General features: G+C 66.2%; 11 protein-coding genes, 1 tRNA gene and 2 rRNA genes (1 of these 14 cut by a window edge). 8 read left to right on the forward strand and 6 right to left on the reverse strand.

Annotation, left to right across the window (positions count from 1 at the left end):
• The 3 genes from LVB77_RS02900 to rrf all read left to right on the forward strand — a co-directional run.
• Window positions 1-35: transfer RNA gene (locus LVB77_RS02900), tRNA-Ile, on the forward strand (it extends 42 nt beyond the left edge of the window).
• A 252-nt stretch (window positions 36-287) separates the two neighbouring features.
• Window positions 288-3,165, forward strand: a 23S ribosomal RNA gene (locus tag LVB77_RS02905).
• Between the two features lie 185 nt (window positions 3,166-3,350).
• Window positions 3,351-3,465: ribosomal RNA gene (rrf, locus tag LVB77_RS02910) — 5S ribosomal RNA — on the forward strand.
• Between the two features lie 392 nt (window positions 3,466-3,857).
• On the opposite strand, the gene LVB77_RS02915 is transcribed toward rrf, so the two are convergent.
• The 4 genes from LVB77_RS02915 to LVB77_RS02930 all read right to left on the reverse strand — a co-directional run bounded on the left by LVB77_RS02915 (window position 3,858) and on the right by LVB77_RS02930 (window position 8,239).
• Entirely contained in the window at window positions 3,858-4,607 is a 750-nt protein-coding gene (locus LVB77_RS02915; protein WP_232908722.1) for a 2OG-Fe dioxygenase family protein, read from the reverse strand.
• Window positions 4,608-4,698: 91 nt separating this feature from the next.
• Complete coding sequence (locus LVB77_RS02920; protein WP_232908723.1) at window positions 4,699-5,109, reverse strand: MAPEG family protein; 411 nt, start codon at window positions 5,107-5,109, stop codon at window positions 4,699-4,701.
• Window positions 5,110-5,679: 570 nt separating this feature from the next.
• Entirely contained in the window at window positions 5,680-7,455 is a 1,776-nt protein-coding gene (locus tag LVB77_RS02925; RefSeq protein ID WP_232908724.1) for a M28 family metallopeptidase, read from the reverse strand.
• A 112-nt stretch (window positions 7,456-7,567) separates the two neighbouring features.
• Window positions 7,568-8,239 (reverse strand): hypothetical protein, encoded by a 672-nt coding sequence (locus tag LVB77_RS02930; RefSeq protein WP_232908725.1) that lies wholly within the window; start codon window positions 8,237-8,239, stop codon window positions 7,568-7,570.
• Between the two features lie 197 nt (window positions 8,240-8,436).
• On the opposite strand from LVB77_RS02930, the gene gpmI reads away from it, so the two are divergent.
• From gpmI to LVB77_RS02945, 3 genes are all read left to right on the forward strand, one after another.
• Entirely contained in the window at window positions 8,437-9,990 is a 1,554-nt protein-coding gene (gpmI, locus tag LVB77_RS02935) for a 2,3-bisphosphoglycerate-independent phosphoglycerate mutase (RefSeq protein WP_232908726.1), read from the forward strand.
• A complete protein-coding gene (locus LVB77_RS02940) occupies window positions 9,990-11,219 on the forward strand; it encodes a peptidoglycan DD-metalloendopeptidase family protein (RefSeq protein WP_232908727.1) in 1,230 nt (409 codons plus the stop codon). Before gpmI ends, LVB77_RS02940 begins: the two co-directional genes overlap by 1 nt.
• 458 nt (window positions 11,220-11,677) lie before the next feature.
• Window positions 11,678-13,135, forward strand: a complete 1,458-nt coding sequence (locus tag LVB77_RS02945; RefSeq protein ID WP_232908728.1) for a S41 family peptidase — start codon at window positions 11,678-11,680, stop codon at window positions 13,133-13,135.
• Between the two features lie 193 nt (window positions 13,136-13,328).
• On the opposite strand, the gene LVB77_RS02950 is transcribed toward LVB77_RS02945, so the two are convergent.
• Together LVB77_RS02950 and LVB77_RS02955 are read right to left on the reverse strand one after the other, a co-directional pair.
• A complete protein-coding gene (locus tag LVB77_RS02950; protein ID WP_232908729.1) occupies window positions 13,329-13,649 on the reverse strand; it encodes a DUF1820 family protein in 321 nt (106 codons plus the stop codon).
• A gap of 120 nt (window positions 13,650-13,769) precedes the next feature.
• Complete coding sequence (locus LVB77_RS02955; protein WP_232908730.1) at window positions 13,770-14,462, reverse strand: rhomboid family intramembrane serine protease; 693 nt, start codon at window positions 14,460-14,462, stop codon at window positions 13,770-13,772.
• 258 nt (window positions 14,463-14,720) lie between these two features.
• On the opposite strand from LVB77_RS02955, the gene LVB77_RS02960 reads away from it, so the two are divergent.
• Both LVB77_RS02960 and LVB77_RS02965 read left to right on the forward strand, forming a co-directional pair.
• On the forward strand, window positions 14,721-16,079 hold the full coding sequence (locus tag LVB77_RS02960; protein ID WP_232908731.1) for a porin: 1,359 nt from the start codon (window positions 14,721-14,723) through the stop codon (window positions 16,077-16,079).
• 282 nt (window positions 16,080-16,361) lie between these two features.
• The gene (locus tag LVB77_RS02965) at window positions 16,362-18,089 is read left to right on the forward strand and encodes a SprB repeat-containing protein (protein WP_232908732.1); all 1,728 of its coding nucleotides are present in this window, start codon (window positions 16,362-16,364) and stop codon (window positions 18,087-18,089) included.
• The last annotated feature ends 24 nt before the right edge of the window (window positions 18,090-18,113 follow it).

Here is an 18,113-nt window from a genome sequence, read left to right on the forward strand (position 1 = left end):
TGAGGCCGGTGGTTCGAGTCCTCCCAGACCCACCACCTAAGTGGAAAGCGTCTCCGGAACGTCTGAATGATCTGCGCACACAACAAGATTTGAAGCGGTCGGGCGCTGAAGCCCGCATCGTGTTCTTTGAAAACTGGGACGTAGCGAGCGTTTTGAGACGAATGTCCATGACGTGTCGTAGAGGCTAAGGCGAGTGCCGAGAGGCACTTTATTAATTGAGTCGTTATATTCGAATTCGGGCTTTGTACCCCTGAATCCTGTGGCTCCAAGGCGACTTGGGGTTATATGGTCAAGCGAATAAGCGCACACGGTGGATGCCTTGGCGGTCAGAGGCGATGAAGGACGTGACAGCCTGCGAAAAGCGTGGGGGAGCTGGCAATAAGCATTGATCCCGCGATGTCCGAATGGGGAAACCCACTCCGCAAGGAGTATTGCATGGTGAATACATAGCCATGCAAAGCGAACCCGGTGAACTGAAATATCTAAGTAACCGGAGGAAAAGAAATCAACCGAGATTCCCTAAGTAGTGACGAGCGAACGGGGAGCAGCCCTTAAGTTGAGTAAGGTTTAGCAAAACGAGTTGGAAAGCTCGGCCATAGACGGTGACAGCCCGGTATGCGAAAGACCTCATTCAATGAAATCGAGTAAGGCGGGGCACGAGAAACCCTGTCTGAACATGGGGGGACCATCCTCCAAGGCTAAATACTCCTGACCGACCGATAGTGAACCAGTACCGTGAGGGAAAGGCGAAAAGAACCCTGGTGAAGGGAGTGAAATAGACCCTGAAACCGTGTGCGTACAAGCAGTCGGAGCCCGCAAGGGTGACGGCGTACCTTTTGTATAATGGGTCAGCGACTTACTGTTCGTGGCGAGCTTAACCGTATAGGGGAGGCGAAGGGAAACCGAGTCTGATAAGGGCGCATAGTCGCGGGCAGTAGACCCGAAACCGGGTGATCTAGTCATGCCCAGGGTGAAGGTTGAGTAACATCAACTGGAGGCCCGAACCCACTCCCGTTGCAAAGGTAGGGGATGAGGTGTGATTAGGAGTGAAAAGCTAATCGAACCCGGAGATAGCTGGTTCTCCTCGAAAGCTATTTAGGTAGCGCCTCGGACGAATACTACTGGGGGTAGAGCACTGTTATGGCTAGGGGGTCATTGCGACTTACCAAACCATGGCAAACTCCGAATACCAGTACGTACTATCCGGGAGACACACGGCGGGTGCTAACGTCCGTCGTGAAAAGGGAAACAACCCAGACCCACAGCTAAGGTCCCAAATTCATCGCTAAGTGGTGAACGATGTGGAAAGGCACAGACAGCCAGGAGGTTGGCTTAGAAGCAGCCACCCTTTAAAGAAAGCGTAATAGCTCACTGGTCGAGTCGGTCTGCGCGGAAGATTTAACGGGGCTAAGCGATGAACCGAAGCTTGGGGTGCATACTTTGTATGCGCGGTAGAGGAGCGTTCCGTAAGCCGTTGAAGGTGGATTGAGAAGTCTGCTGGAGGTATCGGAAGTGCGAATGCTGACATGAGTAACGATAATGCGGGTGAAAAGCCCGCACGCCGAAAGCCCAAGGTTTCCTTGCGCAACGTTAATCGACGCAGGGTGAGTCGGCCCCTAAGGCGAGGCAGAAATGCGTAGTCGATGGGAAGCTGGTTAATATTCCAGCACCTCGCGTAAGTGCGATGGAGGGACGGAGAAGGTTAGGTCTACCCGGCGTTGGTTGTCCGGGAGAAAGCAGGTAGGTGTGGGTCTTAGGCAAATCCGGGACCCTTTAACACCGAGCAGCGAGACGAGCTCATTAGAGCGAAGTGACTGATACCACGCTTCCAGGAAAAGCTCCTAAGCTTCAGCTTACGCAGACCGTACCGTAAACCGACACAGGTGGGCAGGATGAGAATTCTAAGGCGCTTGAGAGAACTCGGGTGAAGGAACTAGGCAACATGGCACCGTAACTTCGGGAGAAGGTGCACCCCTTTTGGTGGCTCGTGCGAGCTATAGCTGAAAGGGGTCGCAGTGACCAGGCCGCTGCGACTGTTTATCAAAAACACAGCACTCTGCAAACACGAAAGTGGACGTATAGGGTGTGACGCCTGCCCGGTGCTGGAAGGTTAATTGATGGGGTCAGCCGCAAGGCGAAGCTCTTGATCGAAGCCCCAGTAAACGGCGGCCGTAACTATAACGGTCCTAAGGTAGCGAAATTCCTTGTCGGGTAAGTTCCGACCTGCACGAATGGCGTAACGACAGCGGCGCTGTCTCCACCCGAGACTCAGTGAAATTGAAATCGCTGTGAAGATGCAGCGTTCCCGCGGCAAGACGGAAAGACCCCGTGAACCTTTACTATAGCTTTACACTGAACGTTGAGTTCGTCTGTGTAGGATAGGTGGGAGGCTATGAAACCATGGCGCTAGCTGTGGTGGAGCCATCCTTGAAATACCACCCTGTCGTGCTTGACGTTCTAACCTAGGCCCGTAATCCGGGTCGGGGACCGTGTATGGTGGGTAGTTTGACTGGGGCGGTCTCCTCCCAAAGTGTAACGGAGGAGCACGAAGGTACGCTCAGCGCGGTCGGACATCGCGCACTGTGTGCAAAGGCATAAGCGTGCTTGACTGCAAGATCGACGGATCAAGCAGGTACGAAAGTAGGTCTTAGTGACCCGGTGGTTCTGTATGGAAGGGCCATCGCTCAACGGATAAAAGGTACTCCGGGGATAACAGGCTGATACCGCCCAAGAGTTCATATCGACGGCGGTGTTTGGCACCTCGATGTCGGCTCATCACATCCTGGGGCTGTAGTCGGTCCCAAGGGTATGGCTGTTCGCCATTTAAAGTGGTACGCGAGCTGGGTTCAGAACGTCGTGAGACAGTTCGGTCCCTATCTGTCGTGGGCGTTGGAGATTTGAGAGGGGCTGCTCCTAGTACGAGAGGACCGGAGTGGACGAACCTCTGGTGTTCCGGTTATCACGCCAGTGGTATTGCCGGGTAGCTATGTTCGGAAGCGATAACCGCTGAAAGCATCTAAGCGGGAAGCGCGCCTCAAGATGAGATCTCCCGGGACTTTAAGTCCCCTAAAGGAACCATCAAGACTAGGTGGTTGATAGGCAGGGTGTGTAAGTGCAGCAATGCATTGAGCTAACCTGTACTAATGATCCGTGTGGCTTGACCATATAACCTCAAGTTGCTTTGGTCTCCACGATTCGTCGGATGACATTCGACTCTGCTTCCATCAGAAGCTAAACTTCGCTACGTCCCAACTTATTCGCCAACGACGGGTACCATTCCGTCCGAAGCAACCCAACGAGAGCGTGTGCGCTGTTTCAGTCCAACGAAACCGGCGACCCTCCACCCTCTCCCTGGTGATAATAGCTGTGTGGAACCACCCGATCCCATCCCGAACTCGGAAGTGAAACGCACATGCGCCGATGGTAGTGTGGCCTAAGCCATGCAAGAGTAGGTCATCGCCAGGGGCTTTATCCGAAGGCCGGTTCCCGAAAGGGGACCGGCCTTCTTCTTTGCGCGCGCGAAACGTTAATGCCGGCCGCAGGCGAATCGCGCGGCGGGTGAGTTAATGCCGACGCGTTTCAAGATAATCCGCCCGCTCCAGGCCGCACCCCAGGCGTTCTGTGGGAGCGGCGCCAGCCGCGATCGCCATCGGGCCAATTGCGTCGCCACTTCATTGCCGCAATCGCGGCTCACGCCGCTCCCACAGAAAGCAGAAGGGCTGCCGTTGCTGGCGATCGCCATCGGGCAAACTGCGCCGCCGTTCCATTGCCGCGGTCGCGGCTTACGACGCTCCTACAGAGAGCAGGAGTTACGCCGGCGTAGGCGCAGAGCGCTTGCCCCAGCCCTGCGCAACGGCTTATCGCCCTGCCGCAGAATCCTTCGCGCGCAGGGTCACCACCAGCACGTCGCGATGGGCCGGCAGCGCCGGATCTTGCGCCGCCACCGCGGTGACGCCGTGGAAGACGCGGCTGTCGTCGACCAGGGCCGCGTCCAACGGCGCGGTCAGAGTGAAGCTGCCCAGCTCGCGGCCGTCCTGGGCATGGATCGAGGTGGTGCCGCTGAGGATGTTCTGGCGGTCGATCAGCAAGACCAGCACGTAATCGACGCCGTCGCGGTGCACGCCTTCCGGTGTCGGTTCGCCGGCTTGATCGCTGCGGGCCTCGATCCGGAACTGGTGCACCTCGACGTGCCATCCGCTGATCGCCGGCGCCAACGCGCCGTAGAAGTCGCGGCAGAAGCCGAGTATGCGCAGCAGGCTGTCGCTGTCGCCGACCCCGGGCAGAATGGGCTCGAACCAGCGCTCGATGTCGCCCTGCAGGACGTTGTAGTCCAGGCTCTGGTAATGCGGCTGATGCGCCTCGCGGCGCAGCGCGCCGCTGGCGTCGACGGAATAGACGGCGTATCGGCGTTTGCGATCGCGGCCGTGTCGGGCCAGGTAGGTGTCCGGTCCGAGGTCGTTCCAGCTGGCGGCGAACGCGGGCCAGTCGGCGAGCGGCTGCTCGCGCTCGAGCAGACCGCGCATGGTGTCGGCTTCGACGAAGCGGAAGCCGTCGTGCTGGAGTCCGGATTCGAGGTCGCGGACGGTATCGCTGACGCCGGAAGTCATTGCCTGGCCTTGATGGAGCAACGGTGCCGCCCGATCTGGCCTTGCGCCGGAATCGAAACGGGAAACGGCGGACCGCGTCCGCCGGAACGGTTCAGATCGGGGCGATCGCCGACGCCTTCAACGCCGCCAGCCCCAGCAATGCGATCACACAACCGTAGCCGACCACCCAGACCAGGCTGCGCAGGCCGTGCTTGTCGGCCAGGTAAAGCAGGCCGTGCAGGACACGTGCGATCACGAACACCAGCGCCAAGCTCGCTATCTGCGCGTGCGCGACGCCGGCCAGCTGCGCCATGACCACGCCGGCCGCGAAGGGCGCGAAGGCTTCGAAGGCGTTGAGCTGGGCGGCGTTGGCGCGGATCGAGCGCGGATTGTCCTGTCGCGCCTGCCAGCCGCGCGGATCGCGGTTGTTGTAGCGCTGCCCGCTGGCCTTGGCGATCGATACCCACAGGTAGGGCAGCGCGGCGGCGAACAGCACGCACCAGTAAGCGAGGGCCAGGGTCATGTCGGGGTTCCGCGGCGAGGGATGGTGCAGAGCCTAGCGGAAAAGGCGAGGCTAGCGTGGAGTGGTTCGGCCGGGGTGGGAGTGGCGGCGCAGCCTGGCTGGTGCGGTCGCGGCCTGCGCCGCTCCTGCAAATGGTGGGTGTGGCGTGCGTTATGGGTCGGGACTCATCGCGGCTCACGCCGCTCCCACAGAGAGCAGGGCCGCTGCGCTTTGGCGTATAGACGCGATTGCGGAAGCGGCGGCGCCGCTTGATGGGCGCGGTCGCGGCTTACGCCGCTCCTACAAAGAGAGGCGTGGCGTGCGTTGCGGGTCGGGGGGCATCGCGGCTTACGCCGCTCCCACAGAAAGCAAGAGCTGCGGCGGCGTGGCGTAGGACGGGGTTGCGTGAGTGACGGCGCTGCTTGATTGGCGCGGTCGCGACTTACGCCGCTCCTACAGGGGGCGGCGGAGCTTGCGTTGAGGTCTGGAGTTCATCGCGGCTCACGTCGCTCGCACAGAAAGCGGCGGAGCTTTGCGGTTCCGCGCGCTCGCGCCTCATCCGGAGGCGCGAGCGCGGGAAAGGCCGGCGGCTTACTTGCCGGCCGGCTGCATCAGCTTGTCGTGCGCGGCGCGGAAGGCGTTGCCTTCGTACCAGTTCGGCCATTGCTCGTTGCCGGCCAGGGTCTTGCCCACGGCGTACAGCGCATCCAGGTCCTGGACCACGCCGTCCATCTTCCAGCCCGGGTCGAACTGGTCGGCGGGCTTGTGGTAACGCTGGTCGCGGTAGTCGCTGTTGGCCTTCTGCCCGGCGGCGGTGCCGCCGTCGATCAGGTCGTCGCCGCCCTTGGCGTACAGCGCGGGCACGCCGGCCTTGGCGAAGTTGAAGTGATCGGAGCGGAAGTAGAAGCCGTCTTCCGGCGTGGCCTCGGCGTGCAGGGTGCGGCCTTGCGCGGTGGCGACGGTCTTGAGGATGTCCTCCAGCTCGGAGCTGCCGTAGCCGATCACGGTCATGTCGCGCGCCTTGCCGATCACCGGCATCGCGTCGAGGTTGATCACCGCCACGGTCTTGTTCAAGGGCACGGTCGGATGGGCGACGTAGTACTTGGAGCCGAGCAGGCCGGATTCCTCCAGCGTCACCGCCACGAACAGCAGCGAACGCTCCGGCGGCGGGGTCTGCTTGGTGAAGGCTTCGGCGATCTCCAGGATGCCGGCCACGCCGGTGGCGTTGTCGATGGCGCCGTTGTAGATCGTGTCCGCGGCCGCGGCCTTAGCGTCGGCGCCGTGGCCCTCATGCCCACCCTTGTCGGCGTGGTCGCCCAGGTGGTCCCAGTGCGCCATGTAGACGATCGCTTCGTCCGGGCGCTTGGCGCCGTCCAGGCGCGCGATCACGTTGCGCGAGGACTTCTGGCTGATCGCGCTCTTGAGGTCGATCGAGGCCTTGGCCTGCAGCGGGATCGCCTTGAAGCCGGGCTTGCCGGCGGCCTTGTACAGCGCGTCCAGATCCTGGCCGAGGTCGCCCAGCAGCTTGCGCGCGGCGTCGCCGGTGATCCAGCCCTGCACCGGCAGGCGCGGTTCCGGATCGTCCTTGGCCGGCAGATCGAACTGCGCGCCCGACCAGGAATTCTTGACCACGTCCCAACCGTAGGACGCGCCCTCGCTGTCGTGGATGATCAGCGCCGCGGCGGCGCCCTGACGCGCGGCCTCTTCGAACTTGTAGGTCCAGCGGCCGTAGTAGGTCATCCGCTTGCCTTCGAACAGCTTCGCGTCCTGGTTATGGAAGCCCGGATCGTTGACGAACATCACCACCGTCTTGCCCTTCACGTCGACGCCGGCGTAGTCGTTCCAGTTCTGCTCCGGCGCGTTGACGCCGTAGCCGACGAACACCAGGTCGCTGGCGTCCACTTTCACTTCCGCCTGGCCGGTGCGCGTGCCCACCACCATGTCGCTGCCGAACTTTAGCTCGCGCGCCTGTCCCTTGACGTCGAGCTTGAGCGAGGTGGATTCGTCGGCCGTGGTCTCGACCATCGGCACGGTCTGGAAGTAGCTGTCGCCGTTGCCCGGCTTCAGGCCCAGGCGCTTGAACTGCGCTTCCAGGTACTGCACGGTTTTCTCTTCGCCGTCGCTGCCGGGCGCGCGGCCGCCGAACTCGTCGGAGGCCAGGGTTTTGACGTGCTCGGCGAAATCGGCGGCATTGATGGCCGCGTCGAAGGCATGGCCGGAGGCGGCGGGCGCAGCGGCTTGCGGCGCGGCGGCCGCGGGCGTTTCGGCGGGCTTGCTGCAGGCGGTGGCGACCAGCGCGGCGGCTAGCACCGTGCCGGCGCCCACCCAGGGCGCGGCGTGTAGCGGTGTACGGGGCGTGCGGGACATGGCAACTCCGGGACGGCCGACATCGGCGGAATCCCCATTCTATGTCCCGCTGCGGCCGCGGACCTGACCGCGATCGTGAATGCGCGCTCAGGTCCGGGCCGTTCAGGCCGGCTTACTTGCTCGGCGGCGTATCGGTCGAATAGCGCACGGCGGTGGCGCCGGTGACCGGGCCGATCTTGGCGCTGGAATGCACGTACAGGTCCACCGCGTGCTTGAACACCAGCGCGCCGTCGACCTGCGCGTTGGGTCCGATGATCACGCGCGGATTGCGGCGATTGCTGGAAAACAGCTGGAAGTTCGGCTTGTCGTAGGTGATGCCGCCCTTGACGTGCGAGCCGGCGCCGACGGTGAGGTCGCCGTTGACCGTGTTGATGCTCTGGCCGATGTCGGTGTCGACCAGGCCGATCGAGCCGTTCACGGTCTCGACGCCGCCGCGCACATTGCCGCCGCGATCGACGAAGATGCTGCCGTTCACGGTCTCCAGGCCCGAGCTCAGGCTGACGTTGTGGGCCACGCGGATGCTGCCGTTGACGGTTTCCAGGCCGCCGGCCTGGACCTGCTCGGCGACGGTGATGCCGCCGTTGACGGTCTCGGCGTTCTTGAGGCGGGCGCCGGCGCCGATGCGGATGCTGCCGTTGACGGTTTCCACGTTGCCGACGGTCTGGCCGGCCTCGACGTTGATGCTGCCGTTGACCTTGTCGATGTCCTGATTGGCGGCGAATACCGGCGCGGCCGCTACGGACAGGGCCAGCGAGAGAGCGAGGGCGAAGCGGTTACGGGTCATGAGCGGTGTCCTCGGGAGTTCCCGTCGGGTGGGTTCATACAGTCTGATGCACTGGGCATGGCACAGGTTTAAGGCATCGCGCGCGGATTCGGCGCGTGTCCTTCGTAATGCCGCCGTGGCCGGCTCCGCTACAATCCCGGGCAACCGCAACGCCGGCTCCGATCCCCCGTGCCGGCCTATTCATTAGGAAACGCGACGTGCCATCCCCCTCCGCGCGCCCCCACCCCGTGGTCCTGCTGATCCTGGATGGCTGGGGCCATCGCGAGGAAACCGCCGACAACGCCCTGGCCCAGGCCGAGCTGCCGCAGTGGCGCGCCCTGCTGGCCAGCGAGCCGCACACCCTGATCCATACCGAAGGCCGCCACGTCGGCCTGCCGGACGGGCAGATGGGCAATTCCGAGGTCGGCCACATGAACCTCGGCGCCGGCCGCATCGTCTACCAGGACTTGACCCGCATCGACGCCGCGATCGAGGACGGCAGCTTCTACGCCAACGCCGAGCTGCGCGCGGCCTGCACCGCGGCCCAGTCCGCCGGCGGCACCTTGCACGTGATGGGCCTGCTTTCGCCCGGCGGCGTGCACAGCCACGAGCAGCACATCTTCGCGATGCTGGAACTGGCGCGCCGCGAGGGCGTGGCGCGCGTCGCCGTGCATGCCTTCCTCGACGGCCGCGACATGCCGCCCAAGTCCGCCGCGCCCAGCCTGGCGCGCCTGCAGGAGGTCTGCGACCGCGTCGGCAACGCGCATATCGCCTCGGTCAGCGGCCGCTACTACGCCATGGACCGCGACCAGCGCTGGGACCGCCAGCGCCGTGCCTGGGACGCGATCGTCGAAGCGCGCAGCGACCACCACGCCAGCGACGCCCAGGCCGCGCTGGCGCAGGCCTACGAGCGCGGCGAAACCGACGAGTTCGTCGCGCCGACCGTGCTGGACGGCGCGCAGGCCATGCGCGACGGCGACGCGGTGGTGTTCATGAATTTCCGCGCCGACCGCGCGCGCCAGCTCACCGCCGCCTTCGTCGATCCGGCGTTCGCCGGCTACGAGCTGCGCCAGCCGCGTTTGTCGCGCTTCGTCTGCCTCACCGAGTACGACGCCAAGCTGCCGGCGCCGGTCGCCTACGCGCCCGACGATCTACGCAATACGCTGGGCGAGCTGCTGGCGCAGCACGGCCTCACCCAGCTGCGCATCGCCGAGACCGAGAAGTACGCGCACGTGACCTTCTTCTTCAGTGGCGGCCGCGAAGATCCCTACGAAGGCGAGACCCGCATTCTGGTGCCCAGTCCCAAGGTCGCCACCTACGACCTGCAGCCGGAAATGAGCTGTCCGGAAGTCACCGCGAAGCTGGTCGAGGCGATCCGCTCCGGCAGCATCGACGTGGCGGTGTGCAACATCGCCAACCCCGACATGGTCGGCCACACCGGCGATTTGAACGCCGCGATCCAGGCCGCGCAGGCCGTGGACGTGGCGATCGGCGCGATCGCCCAGGCCGTGCGCGACACGGGCGGCGCCCTGCTGATCACCGCCGACCACGGCAACCTGGAAATGATGCGCGACCCGGCCACCGGCCAGCCGCACACCGCCCACACCGTCGGCCCGGTGCCGCTGGTGTACCTCGGCCCGCGCCGCGCCCGACTGCGCAGCGGCGGCGCCCTGCGCGACGTCGCGCCGACCATGCTCGACCTGCTCGGCTTGCCGCAGCCGGCCGAGATGAGCGGACACAGCCTGCTGATCGAAGGCGGATCGGTCGCCTGATGCGGTCCGTGCGCGCGTTCGCGATCGCACTGCTGCTGTCGCTGCTGGCCTGTGCGCCGGCTGCGGCGCAGAACAGCAGCCGCGATGCCGAACGCAAGCTCGAGCGCATCAAGAGCGAGCTCAAATCGGTCGCCGACGAACGCCGCAAACTGGAAGGCCAACGCGGCGCCGCCTCGCGCGAGTTGCGCGAGGCCGACGAAAAAGTCGGCCAGACCAACCGCGGCCTGCGCGAGACCGAGCAGCGCCTGGCGCGCGAGCAGTCCTCGCTGGCGGCCCTGCAACAGCGGCGCGACAGTTTGAACGCCACCTTGGGCGCCAAGCGCGAGGAACTGGCGCGACTGCTGCGCGCCGCCTACACCCAGGGCGGCGACGCGCCGCTGAAAGTGATGCTGGCGCAGGACAAGGTCGCCGACGCCAACCGCATGCTGGCGTATCACGGCTACGTGCAGCGCGACCGTGCGCGCCGCATCGCGCAGCTGCGCACCGAGCTGAGCGAACTCGACGCGGTCGAACGCGACATCGTCACGCGTCGCGCCGAACTGGACAGCTCGCGCAAGCAGCAGCGCGCGCAGCTGGGGCAACTGCAGAACGACCGCCAAAGCCGCGCGGCGCTGGTCGACCAGATCAACCGCAAGTACCAGGACCGCAGCAGCCGCGAACGCGCCCTGGGCCGCGACGCCAAGGGCCTGGAAGACCTGCTGAAAAAGCTGCGCCAGGCCGCCGCGCGCGAAGCGCAGCGCAAGGCCGCCGCTGCCGCGCGGGCCGCCCGCGAAGCGCAGAACAGCGCCAAGCCCGCCGGCGGCGCCTCGGTGCGCAAGCCGGTGGCCGTGGCCAGCGCCGCGCCGTTGCAGGTCGGCGGCCTGGGCTGGCCGGTCTCGGGCGCGTTGCTGGCCGGCTACGGCGGCACCATGCCGGACGGGCGCGGCAGCGAAGGCCTGCTGATCGGCGCCAGCGCCGGCGCCACGGTCAAGGCGGTCGGCGACGGTCAGGTCGTGTACGCCGAGTGGATGACCGGCTACGGCCTGCTGCTGATCGTCGATCACGGCAACGGCTACATGAGTTTGTACGCGCACAACGACGCCCTGCTGCGCAACGTCGGCGACCGCGTCAAACGCGGCGACCCGGTCGCCACCGTCGGCAGTTCCGGCGGCAACGGCCGCCCGGCGCTGTACTTCGAGCTGCGCCGCAACGGCCAGCCGGTGAACCCCGCGACCTGGCTGCGGCGCTGAGGCGGCGCAGGCCGAGGCTGCGACGAAGGCGGTCGCGCGGTCGAGGCGTGTGAGATCGCTGGCCATCGTGCGGCAACGGCGCTCGTCTGCCCGCGCCATCACCCGACACCGTCATTCCGGCGAACGCCGGAACCCACTGCTTTGGGAGCATGCGACCCGGGTACGTCGGAGCGAAAGTCAAAATGGGTTCCGGCTTTCGCCGGAATGACGGTGTTGGGTCGCGGGATAGGGTCAAGACACGTCGCGTCGGTGGCGGGCAGCGGGTCGTGAGGGCCGGGCGATTTCGGCCGCCGGGCGGCCTGCCGGGAGCGACGCCCTACCGCGCCTGAATCCGCGCTCGATCCGTTAACGAAAGCTTCCCGCCGCCCTGCCTAACGTGTTCCTATTCCAGCCACGCACGGCGAGCGAACCCCGCCCGCGTCGCGCGGTCCAACCGGTATCCGTTTCGGAGTTCCTGCATGCGCCTGCGTCATCCGCCGTCTTCCCGTCCGACCCGGGCGCGAGCCTTGTTGCTGGGCCTGGCGCCGTTGGCGCTGGCCGGCGCCTTGCTGCCGGCCGCGGCGCAGCAGACGCCCGCGCCGGCCCAGACCCAACCGGCCGAAACCAAGCCGGCCGACTCGAAGCCTGCCGACCCCAAGCCGGCGGACACCAAACCCGCCGACCCCAAGCCGGCCGAAACCAAGCCCGCCACCGCCAAAGCCAAGGACGACAAGTCCGAGTCGCAGGTGCCGCTGGACGAGATCCGCCGCTACGTCGCGGTCTACAACGCGGTCAAGCAGGCCTACGTCGAGCCGGTCGACGACCGCAAGCTCATGCATTCGGCGATTCGCGGGCTGCTGTTCGATCTGGACCCGCACAGCGTCTACCTCGACAAGGTCGCCGCCGACGATTTCGACGAGCAGGCGCGTGGCGCCTACGACGGCATCGGCGTCGAACTGCAGCGCCAGTCCGATGGCACGCTGCGGGTGATTTCGCCGATCGACGACACCCCGGCCGCGCGCGCCGGCATCAAGGCCGGCGACCTGATCGTCGCCATCGACGGCAAGCCGTTCAAGGCCGACGAAGGCGACAGCTCCGGCCCGCTGCGTGGCGCGCCGGGCACCAAGGTGGTGCTGAGCATCGTGCGCGCGGGCCGCGACAAGCCCTTCGACGTGACCGTGGCGCGCGAGACCATCCGCGTGGCCAGCGTGCGCAGCCGCATGCTCGAACCCGGGTACGGCTATGTGCGCGTCAGCGCGTTCCAGGCCGACACCGCGGCCGATTTCGAATCGCAGATCGAGAAGCTCAAGACCCAGGCCGGCGGCAAGCTCAGCGGCCTGGTGATCGACCTGCGCAGCAACCCCGGCGGCCTGCTGACCTCGGCCGTGCAGATCGCCGACGACCTGCTGGAGAAAGGCAAGATCGTCAGCACGCGCGGCCGCATCGCGATCAGCGACGCCGAGTTCGGCGCCACGCCGGGCGACCGCATCGACGGCGCGCCGGTGGTGGTGCTGGTCGACGCCGGTTCGGCCAGCGCCTCGGAAGTGCTGGCCGGCGCGCTGCGCGACAACGGCCGCGCGCGCGTGGTCGGCAGCCGCACCTTCGGCAAGGGCTCGGTGCAGACCGTGCTGCCCCTGGACAACGGCGACTCGGTCAAGCTGACCACGGCGCGTTACTACACGCCCAGCGGCAAGTCGATCCAGGCGCTGGGCATCGTGCCCGACGTCGCCCTGCATCCGGGCAAGGACGCCGCCAACGGCGGCCGCACCAACTACAGCGAAGCCAGCCTGCCCGGGCACCTGCGCGGCGACGCCGACGACGCGCCGGGCACCAACGCCGGCGAAGTGCTGGAGGGCGACGCGCCGATCGCGGCGGCGCTGGCGGAGCTGAAGAAGCCGGTGGTGGCCAAGGCGGACGAGGCGGCGACCAAGCGTTGAGGTTGCGCGCCTAAGAGCGAATCCCCCTCACTCCCCCTTTTCCAAAGGGGGAAGTCGTGCGCGGCGACTTGGATGATGTTGCGCGCTGGGAGGATGCGCCTGCCTCCGCTCCACGGACGAGGTGACGCCCAATTCAGGCCGTACAGCCTCCCCCTTTGAAAAAGGGGGAGTGAGGGGAATTCGCTTTCCGCCCTCAGCGCGGCTTCGCCGGCAGCGGAAACGGCGTCACCACTTTCTCGCCGGTCGCCGCGTCGCGGATCGCCGACTGGCCCTTACGCTCGACTTCCTCGATGCGCACGATGCTCTGCATCGGCAGGTGCAGCATGCGGGTGTTGCCGAACTCGTCGCGCAAACGCTCCTCGGTCGGGTCCACGACCAGGCCCTCGTGCACGTCGAACACCAGCTCGCCGACTTCGGTGAAGCCCCACAGCGCGCCGGAGGCGACGTGCCGCGCGTACAGCTCGTAGACCTTGCCGGCGTTGAGGAAGGTGACTTTGTAGAGCGTCTTGGCCATGGCTGCTGCAATCGGGAAGGGAGGCCGCGCATCGCTGAAACGCGGCGCGGTGCGTTGATTAGCGTGGGGCCGGCCGCCGCCAACTCAAGGCACGCGCAGAAAGCCGGTGGGCGCCGAACCTCAGAACCCGCGCTTGCGCCGCATGCGCCGCGCGATGCCCGCGCGCGCGATCAGCGCGAACGCGCCGCCGAACGCGAAACCGGCCAGATGCGCCGACCACGCCACCGCGCCGAAGGCCGGGCCGATGAAGGTGAACACCACCTGCAGCAGCGCCCACACCCCGATCAGCAGCGGCGCCGGCACCTTCACGAACTGCAGGAACAGGCCCAGCGGCACCACCACGCCGAGCTTGGCGCCGGGGAACAGCGCCAGGTAGGCGCCGATCAGCGCCGACACCGCGCCGCTGGCGCCGATGATCAGGCGGTCGGGGGTGCCGATCGCGATCACCGCGGCCAGGTTGGCCACCGCGCCGCCGCACAGGAACAGGGCCAGGAAGCGCCACGGCCCCATGGTGCGTTCGGCCGGCAGGCCGAAGATCAGCAGGAACACCAGGTTGCCCAGCAGATGGGCCCAGTCGGCGTGCAGGAACAGGGCGCTGAACAGGCGCAGCACCGCGCCGTCGCGGATCGCCGGCCACCAGGCCTGCGGCGTCGACAGCCCGCCCGACAGCGCGCCCCATTCCAGCATCAGCCGGCGCTGCTCCGGGTCCGGCAGCACGGCCGAGCCGATGAAGCACAGCCACAGCGCCGCGAACAGCAGGGGCGTGGCCCAGCGCAGGGGGGCTTTTTCGCGGGAAGGGATGGCGATGAACATCGGGTCTGGGGGCGTTGCGGAGGGGCCGATCCCGCCGGTGGGAACAGGCTCGTTCAGGGGGAGCCGGCGGGGCGAAAGCCCGAGGAAACGGTAGTCGCGGAATGGGCCTCTATTGTTAGCTTTCGGTTAACGGCCGCGCTATAGTGCATACGGCGTCGTACGTCGGGAGGGGCTTTCCGGCGGTGCGGGCTCCGGCGTTATCGGAGCCGCGCAGACGGCCGAGGAAGACCAAAAAATACTCCAATGGAGACTACACGCATGCAACACGCACACCGCTATACGCGCCTGACTGCCCTTGCGCTGGGCATCACCGGCGCTCTGGCCCTGGGCCAGGTCCACGCTTCGGGCTTCCAGCTCAAGGAAAACAGCGTCAAGGCCATGGGTCGCGCGTTCGCCGGTTCCGGCGTGGCCGCCGGCGACACCTCGGTCGTCGCCAACAATCCGGCAGCGATGACCCAGTTCGAAGGCACCACCTTCCAGGCCGACGTCACCGTCATCGACCTCAACGCCAAGTTCAACGGCGGCGGTTACGACGTGCTCGGCCGTCCGCTCACCGGCGGCGACGGCGGCGAAGCCGGCGACGTCACCCCGGTTCCGGCGATGTCCATCATCCACAAGTTCGACAACGGCCTGTCGGTCGGCGCCATGGTCAGCGCGCCGTTCGGTCTGAAGACCGAATACAAGCCGGGCTGGGTCGGCCGTTATTACGCCGCCAAGTCCGAGCTCAAGACGGTCGACCTGACCCTGTCGGCCGCGTTCGAGCTGGTCCCGGATCACCTGTCGGTCGGCGCCGGCATCGTGTGGGAAAAGGCCGAGGCCGAGCTGTCGAAGTCGGTGGATTTCGGCACCCTGCTGTTCGGTAACCCGGCGACCCGTCCGCTGCCGTTCGCGCGCCCGCAGGCCTCCGACGGTTTCGCGAAGGTCGAAGGCGACGACACCGGCCTGGGCTGGATCATCGGCGTGAACCTGCGTCCGAACGACAAGCTGGCCATCGGCCTGTCGCACCGTTCGGAAATCGACCACGAGCTGGAAGGCAACGTCGACTGGACCGTGCCGGGCAACGTCGCCGCGGTGTTCGGCGCCAGCCCGACCACGCGTCCGCTGTTCCAGGACGGCAAGGCCCTGGCCAAGCTGACCACCCCGTCGGTCACCACGCTGAGCGTCGAGTACAAGTTCACCGACCAGTTCTCGCTGATGGCCGACTACTCCGAGACCGATTGGTCGTCGCTGCAGGAAATCCGCATCGACTTCGCCAACCCGGATCCGGATTCGGTCGAGCACTTCGGCTGGAACAAGACCCGCTTCATGGCCCTGGGCGGCGAGTACAAGCTCAACGACGCCTGGACCCTGCGCGCCGGTTACGCCTACGACGAAACCCCGACCACCTACGCCACCCGCACCCCGCGTCTGCCCGACGAAGACCGTCGCTGGTACTCGATCGGCGCCACCTGGGACTTCAGCGAGAACCTCGAGCTGAACTTCTCCTACGTGCGCATCGAGCCGGACACCCCGCAGATCGGCATCGTCACCCCGCCGGCGCAGGGCGGCCAGCGCCTGTTCGGTTCCTACAGCAGCAACGTGAACCTGTTCGGCGTCTCGGCGCAGTACCACTTCTGATCCACGGTACGACGCGTTTGCAGAAAAGCCCCGCTACGGCGGGGCTTTTTTGTTGTGCCAAGGATGTGCCACCGCCCCGGGGCGCGCGCGAAAACGATTGACAGCGACCGCCTTCAGGTAGCGAAGATGCACTCGATGCGCGCGGCGGCACACAAAACCCGCCGAAGGGGGCGCGACCCGCACGGACGCCACGCGGGCGCGCATACGCGCATCGCCGACACGCCTGCGCCGCAGGCGCCTTGATGGATTAAGGAGACGCTGATGCACCTTGTGACTAGTCCCATGCCGTCCGCCGTTGCAGCGGACAGCACACCCTCGCCGCGCCCGTCGCGGCGCTGGGGCGCGATGCTGTTGCTGTTCCTCGCCGCCGTGCTGGCCAGCGGCGCGGCTTCCGCGCAGGCCTGGCTGCTGACGCCGGCCGAGCGCAAGACTTACCTGCAGTACTACGCGCCGGTGATCATGCAGCGCGCCGAAGAAAGCAGCAGCAAGAAAGGCCGCGACTGGATCTCGAATTACGATTTCGATCGCGACGGCAACTTCGCCAACAACCGCTACACCTGGCCGAACCTGCTGTCGCAGTACGTCGCCGCCTCGGCGGCCGGCACCGGCGCCTACTCGAACTGGCGCATCCGCCCGACGCTGTACGCGTCGGTGGTCGAGTTCATGGAGGGCAACAGCAAGACCCTGCTGCTGCTGTACCACGTCTACCATCCGGTCGATAAGAAGGCCAACGAGATCCACGACTGGGAGCGCATCGAGATCGTGGTGCGCGGCGTCAGCACCGTGCCCGGCTCGGCCGGCGAGTACGTCGGCCACGTCACCATCACCAGCCACAAAGACCATGTGATGCGCAGCTACGGCAGCCCCGACCTGAACTTCATGCAGGTCGCCGGCGGCAAGCACGTGATGATCTGGCAGGCCGACGAGGACAACACCGAGTTGGGCACGCACGGCCACGAACTGCATTTCGTGCAGGACGCATACAGCACCATCGCCGCGCGCCGCACCAACAACAACTCGGCCGAAGTCGAGGTCACCAACGACGACGACAAGTCGGTGCACTACGTCTGGGTGCCGGAAAACTCGTCCGCGGCGGTGTCGGCCTGGGGCGCCAGCACGCTCAACTACAGCAACGCCAACGCCCTGGCCGCCGGTCGCGACGACACCGTGTCGTGGTCGCTGGTCAAGCGCATCACCTACGAACTGCAGGATCTGGCCGACGTGTTCGGCGGGCAGTGGTCGGGCGCGAACTGGTCGACCAACTGGAACTCCGGTCAGTACACCGACGTGCTGCTCGACAGCCCGCTGGTGAACGAAGCCGGGACGGTGGAAGTGCCCGCCGGCCTGCAGCGCTTCTACGTGCTGTCGCGCGACACCTCCAGCTCCAGCCTCACCGACGGCCGCGACGGCGTGCTCGGCAAGGATTGGCTGTGGGGCGCGTACTCGGCCGAGACCAATGCCGACACCATCTCCGGTTCGGACAAGCTCGGCGGCTACAGCGGCGCCGGCCGCGACAGCTACAACCGCAACCGCGCCGACGCCAGCGGCGACTACGCGTCCTTGAACGCTTATTGGCGTCAGCACGACCTGCTGGTCCACTCCGGAGGCATCGACACGCGCGAGAACTACGAGGCCGGGCAGTGGCTGGCCAACGGTTGGCAGTTGTCGCAGAACGGCGGCTACGACGGCCGTTGGGCGCAGCTGTACGACGACCGTCCGGCCTACGAGCCGATCTTGACCTTGGTCGTGGGCCTGCCGGCGTCGATCAAGGGCTGCGGCGAGTCGGTGTCGGTCACCGCCACGGTGACGGGCGGCCTGCCGCCTTACTCCTATGCCTGGAGCAATGTCGGCTGGTACTCGGGCGCCTCGGCGGAGATCGCGCCCGGCGCCACCGCGACGCTGGTGGTGACCAGCGCCGACGGGCAGAGCGGCACGGGCAGCACGCTCAATCGGGGCGGCCTGGCCGGCTGCGGCGGCGGTGGCGGCGGTCCGGGCAATCCGATCCCGTAAGCGCGGCGTCCCGCGTTTCCCAAG

Origin of the sequence: Lysobacter sp. 5GHs7-4 (genome assembly GCF_021284765.1) — a bacterium.
Classification (GTDB): Bacteria; Pseudomonadota; Gammaproteobacteria; order Xanthomonadales; family Xanthomonadaceae; genus Lysobacter.

Excerpts from the sequence above, each read along its gene's own strand:
- LVB77_RS02930 (WP_232908725.1), bottom strand. The coding sequence starts at position 8,239 with ATGACCCGTAACCGCTTCGCCCTCGCTCTCTCGCTGGCCCTGTCCGTA.
- LVB77_RS02955 (WP_232908730.1), bottom strand. The coding sequence starts at position 14,462 with ATGTTCATCGCCATCCCTTCCCGCGAAAAAGCCCCCCTGCGCTGGGCC.
- LVB77_RS02965 (WP_232908732.1), top strand. The coding sequence starts at position 16,362 with ATGCCGTCCGCCGTTGCAGCGGACAGCACACCCTCGCCGCGCCCGTCG.
- LVB77_RS02915 (WP_232908722.1), bottom strand. The coding sequence starts at position 4,607 with ATGACTTCCGGCGTCAGCGATACCGTCCGCGACCTCGAATCCGGACTC.
- LVB77_RS02940 (WP_232908727.1), top strand. The coding sequence starts at position 9,990 with ATGCGGTCCGTGCGCGCGTTCGCGATCGCACTGCTGCTGTCGCTGCTG.
- LVB77_RS02960 (WP_232908731.1), top strand. The coding sequence starts at position 14,721 with ATGCAACACGCACACCGCTATACGCGCCTGACTGCCCTTGCGCTGGGC.
- LVB77_RS02920 (WP_232908723.1), bottom strand. The coding sequence starts at position 5,109 with ATGACCCTGGCCCTCGCTTACTGGTGCGTGCTGTTCGCCGCCGCGCTG.
- LVB77_RS02950 (WP_232908729.1), bottom strand. The coding sequence starts at position 13,649 with ATGGCCAAGACGCTCTACAAAGTCACCTTCCTCAACGCCGGCAAGGTC.
- LVB77_RS02925 (WP_232908724.1), bottom strand. The coding sequence starts at position 7,455 with ATGTCCCGCACGCCCCGTACACCGCTACACGCCGCGCCCTGGGTGGGC.
- LVB77_RS02945 (WP_232908728.1), top strand. The coding sequence starts at position 11,678 with ATGCGCCTGCGTCATCCGCCGTCTTCCCGTCCGACCCGGGCGCGAGCC.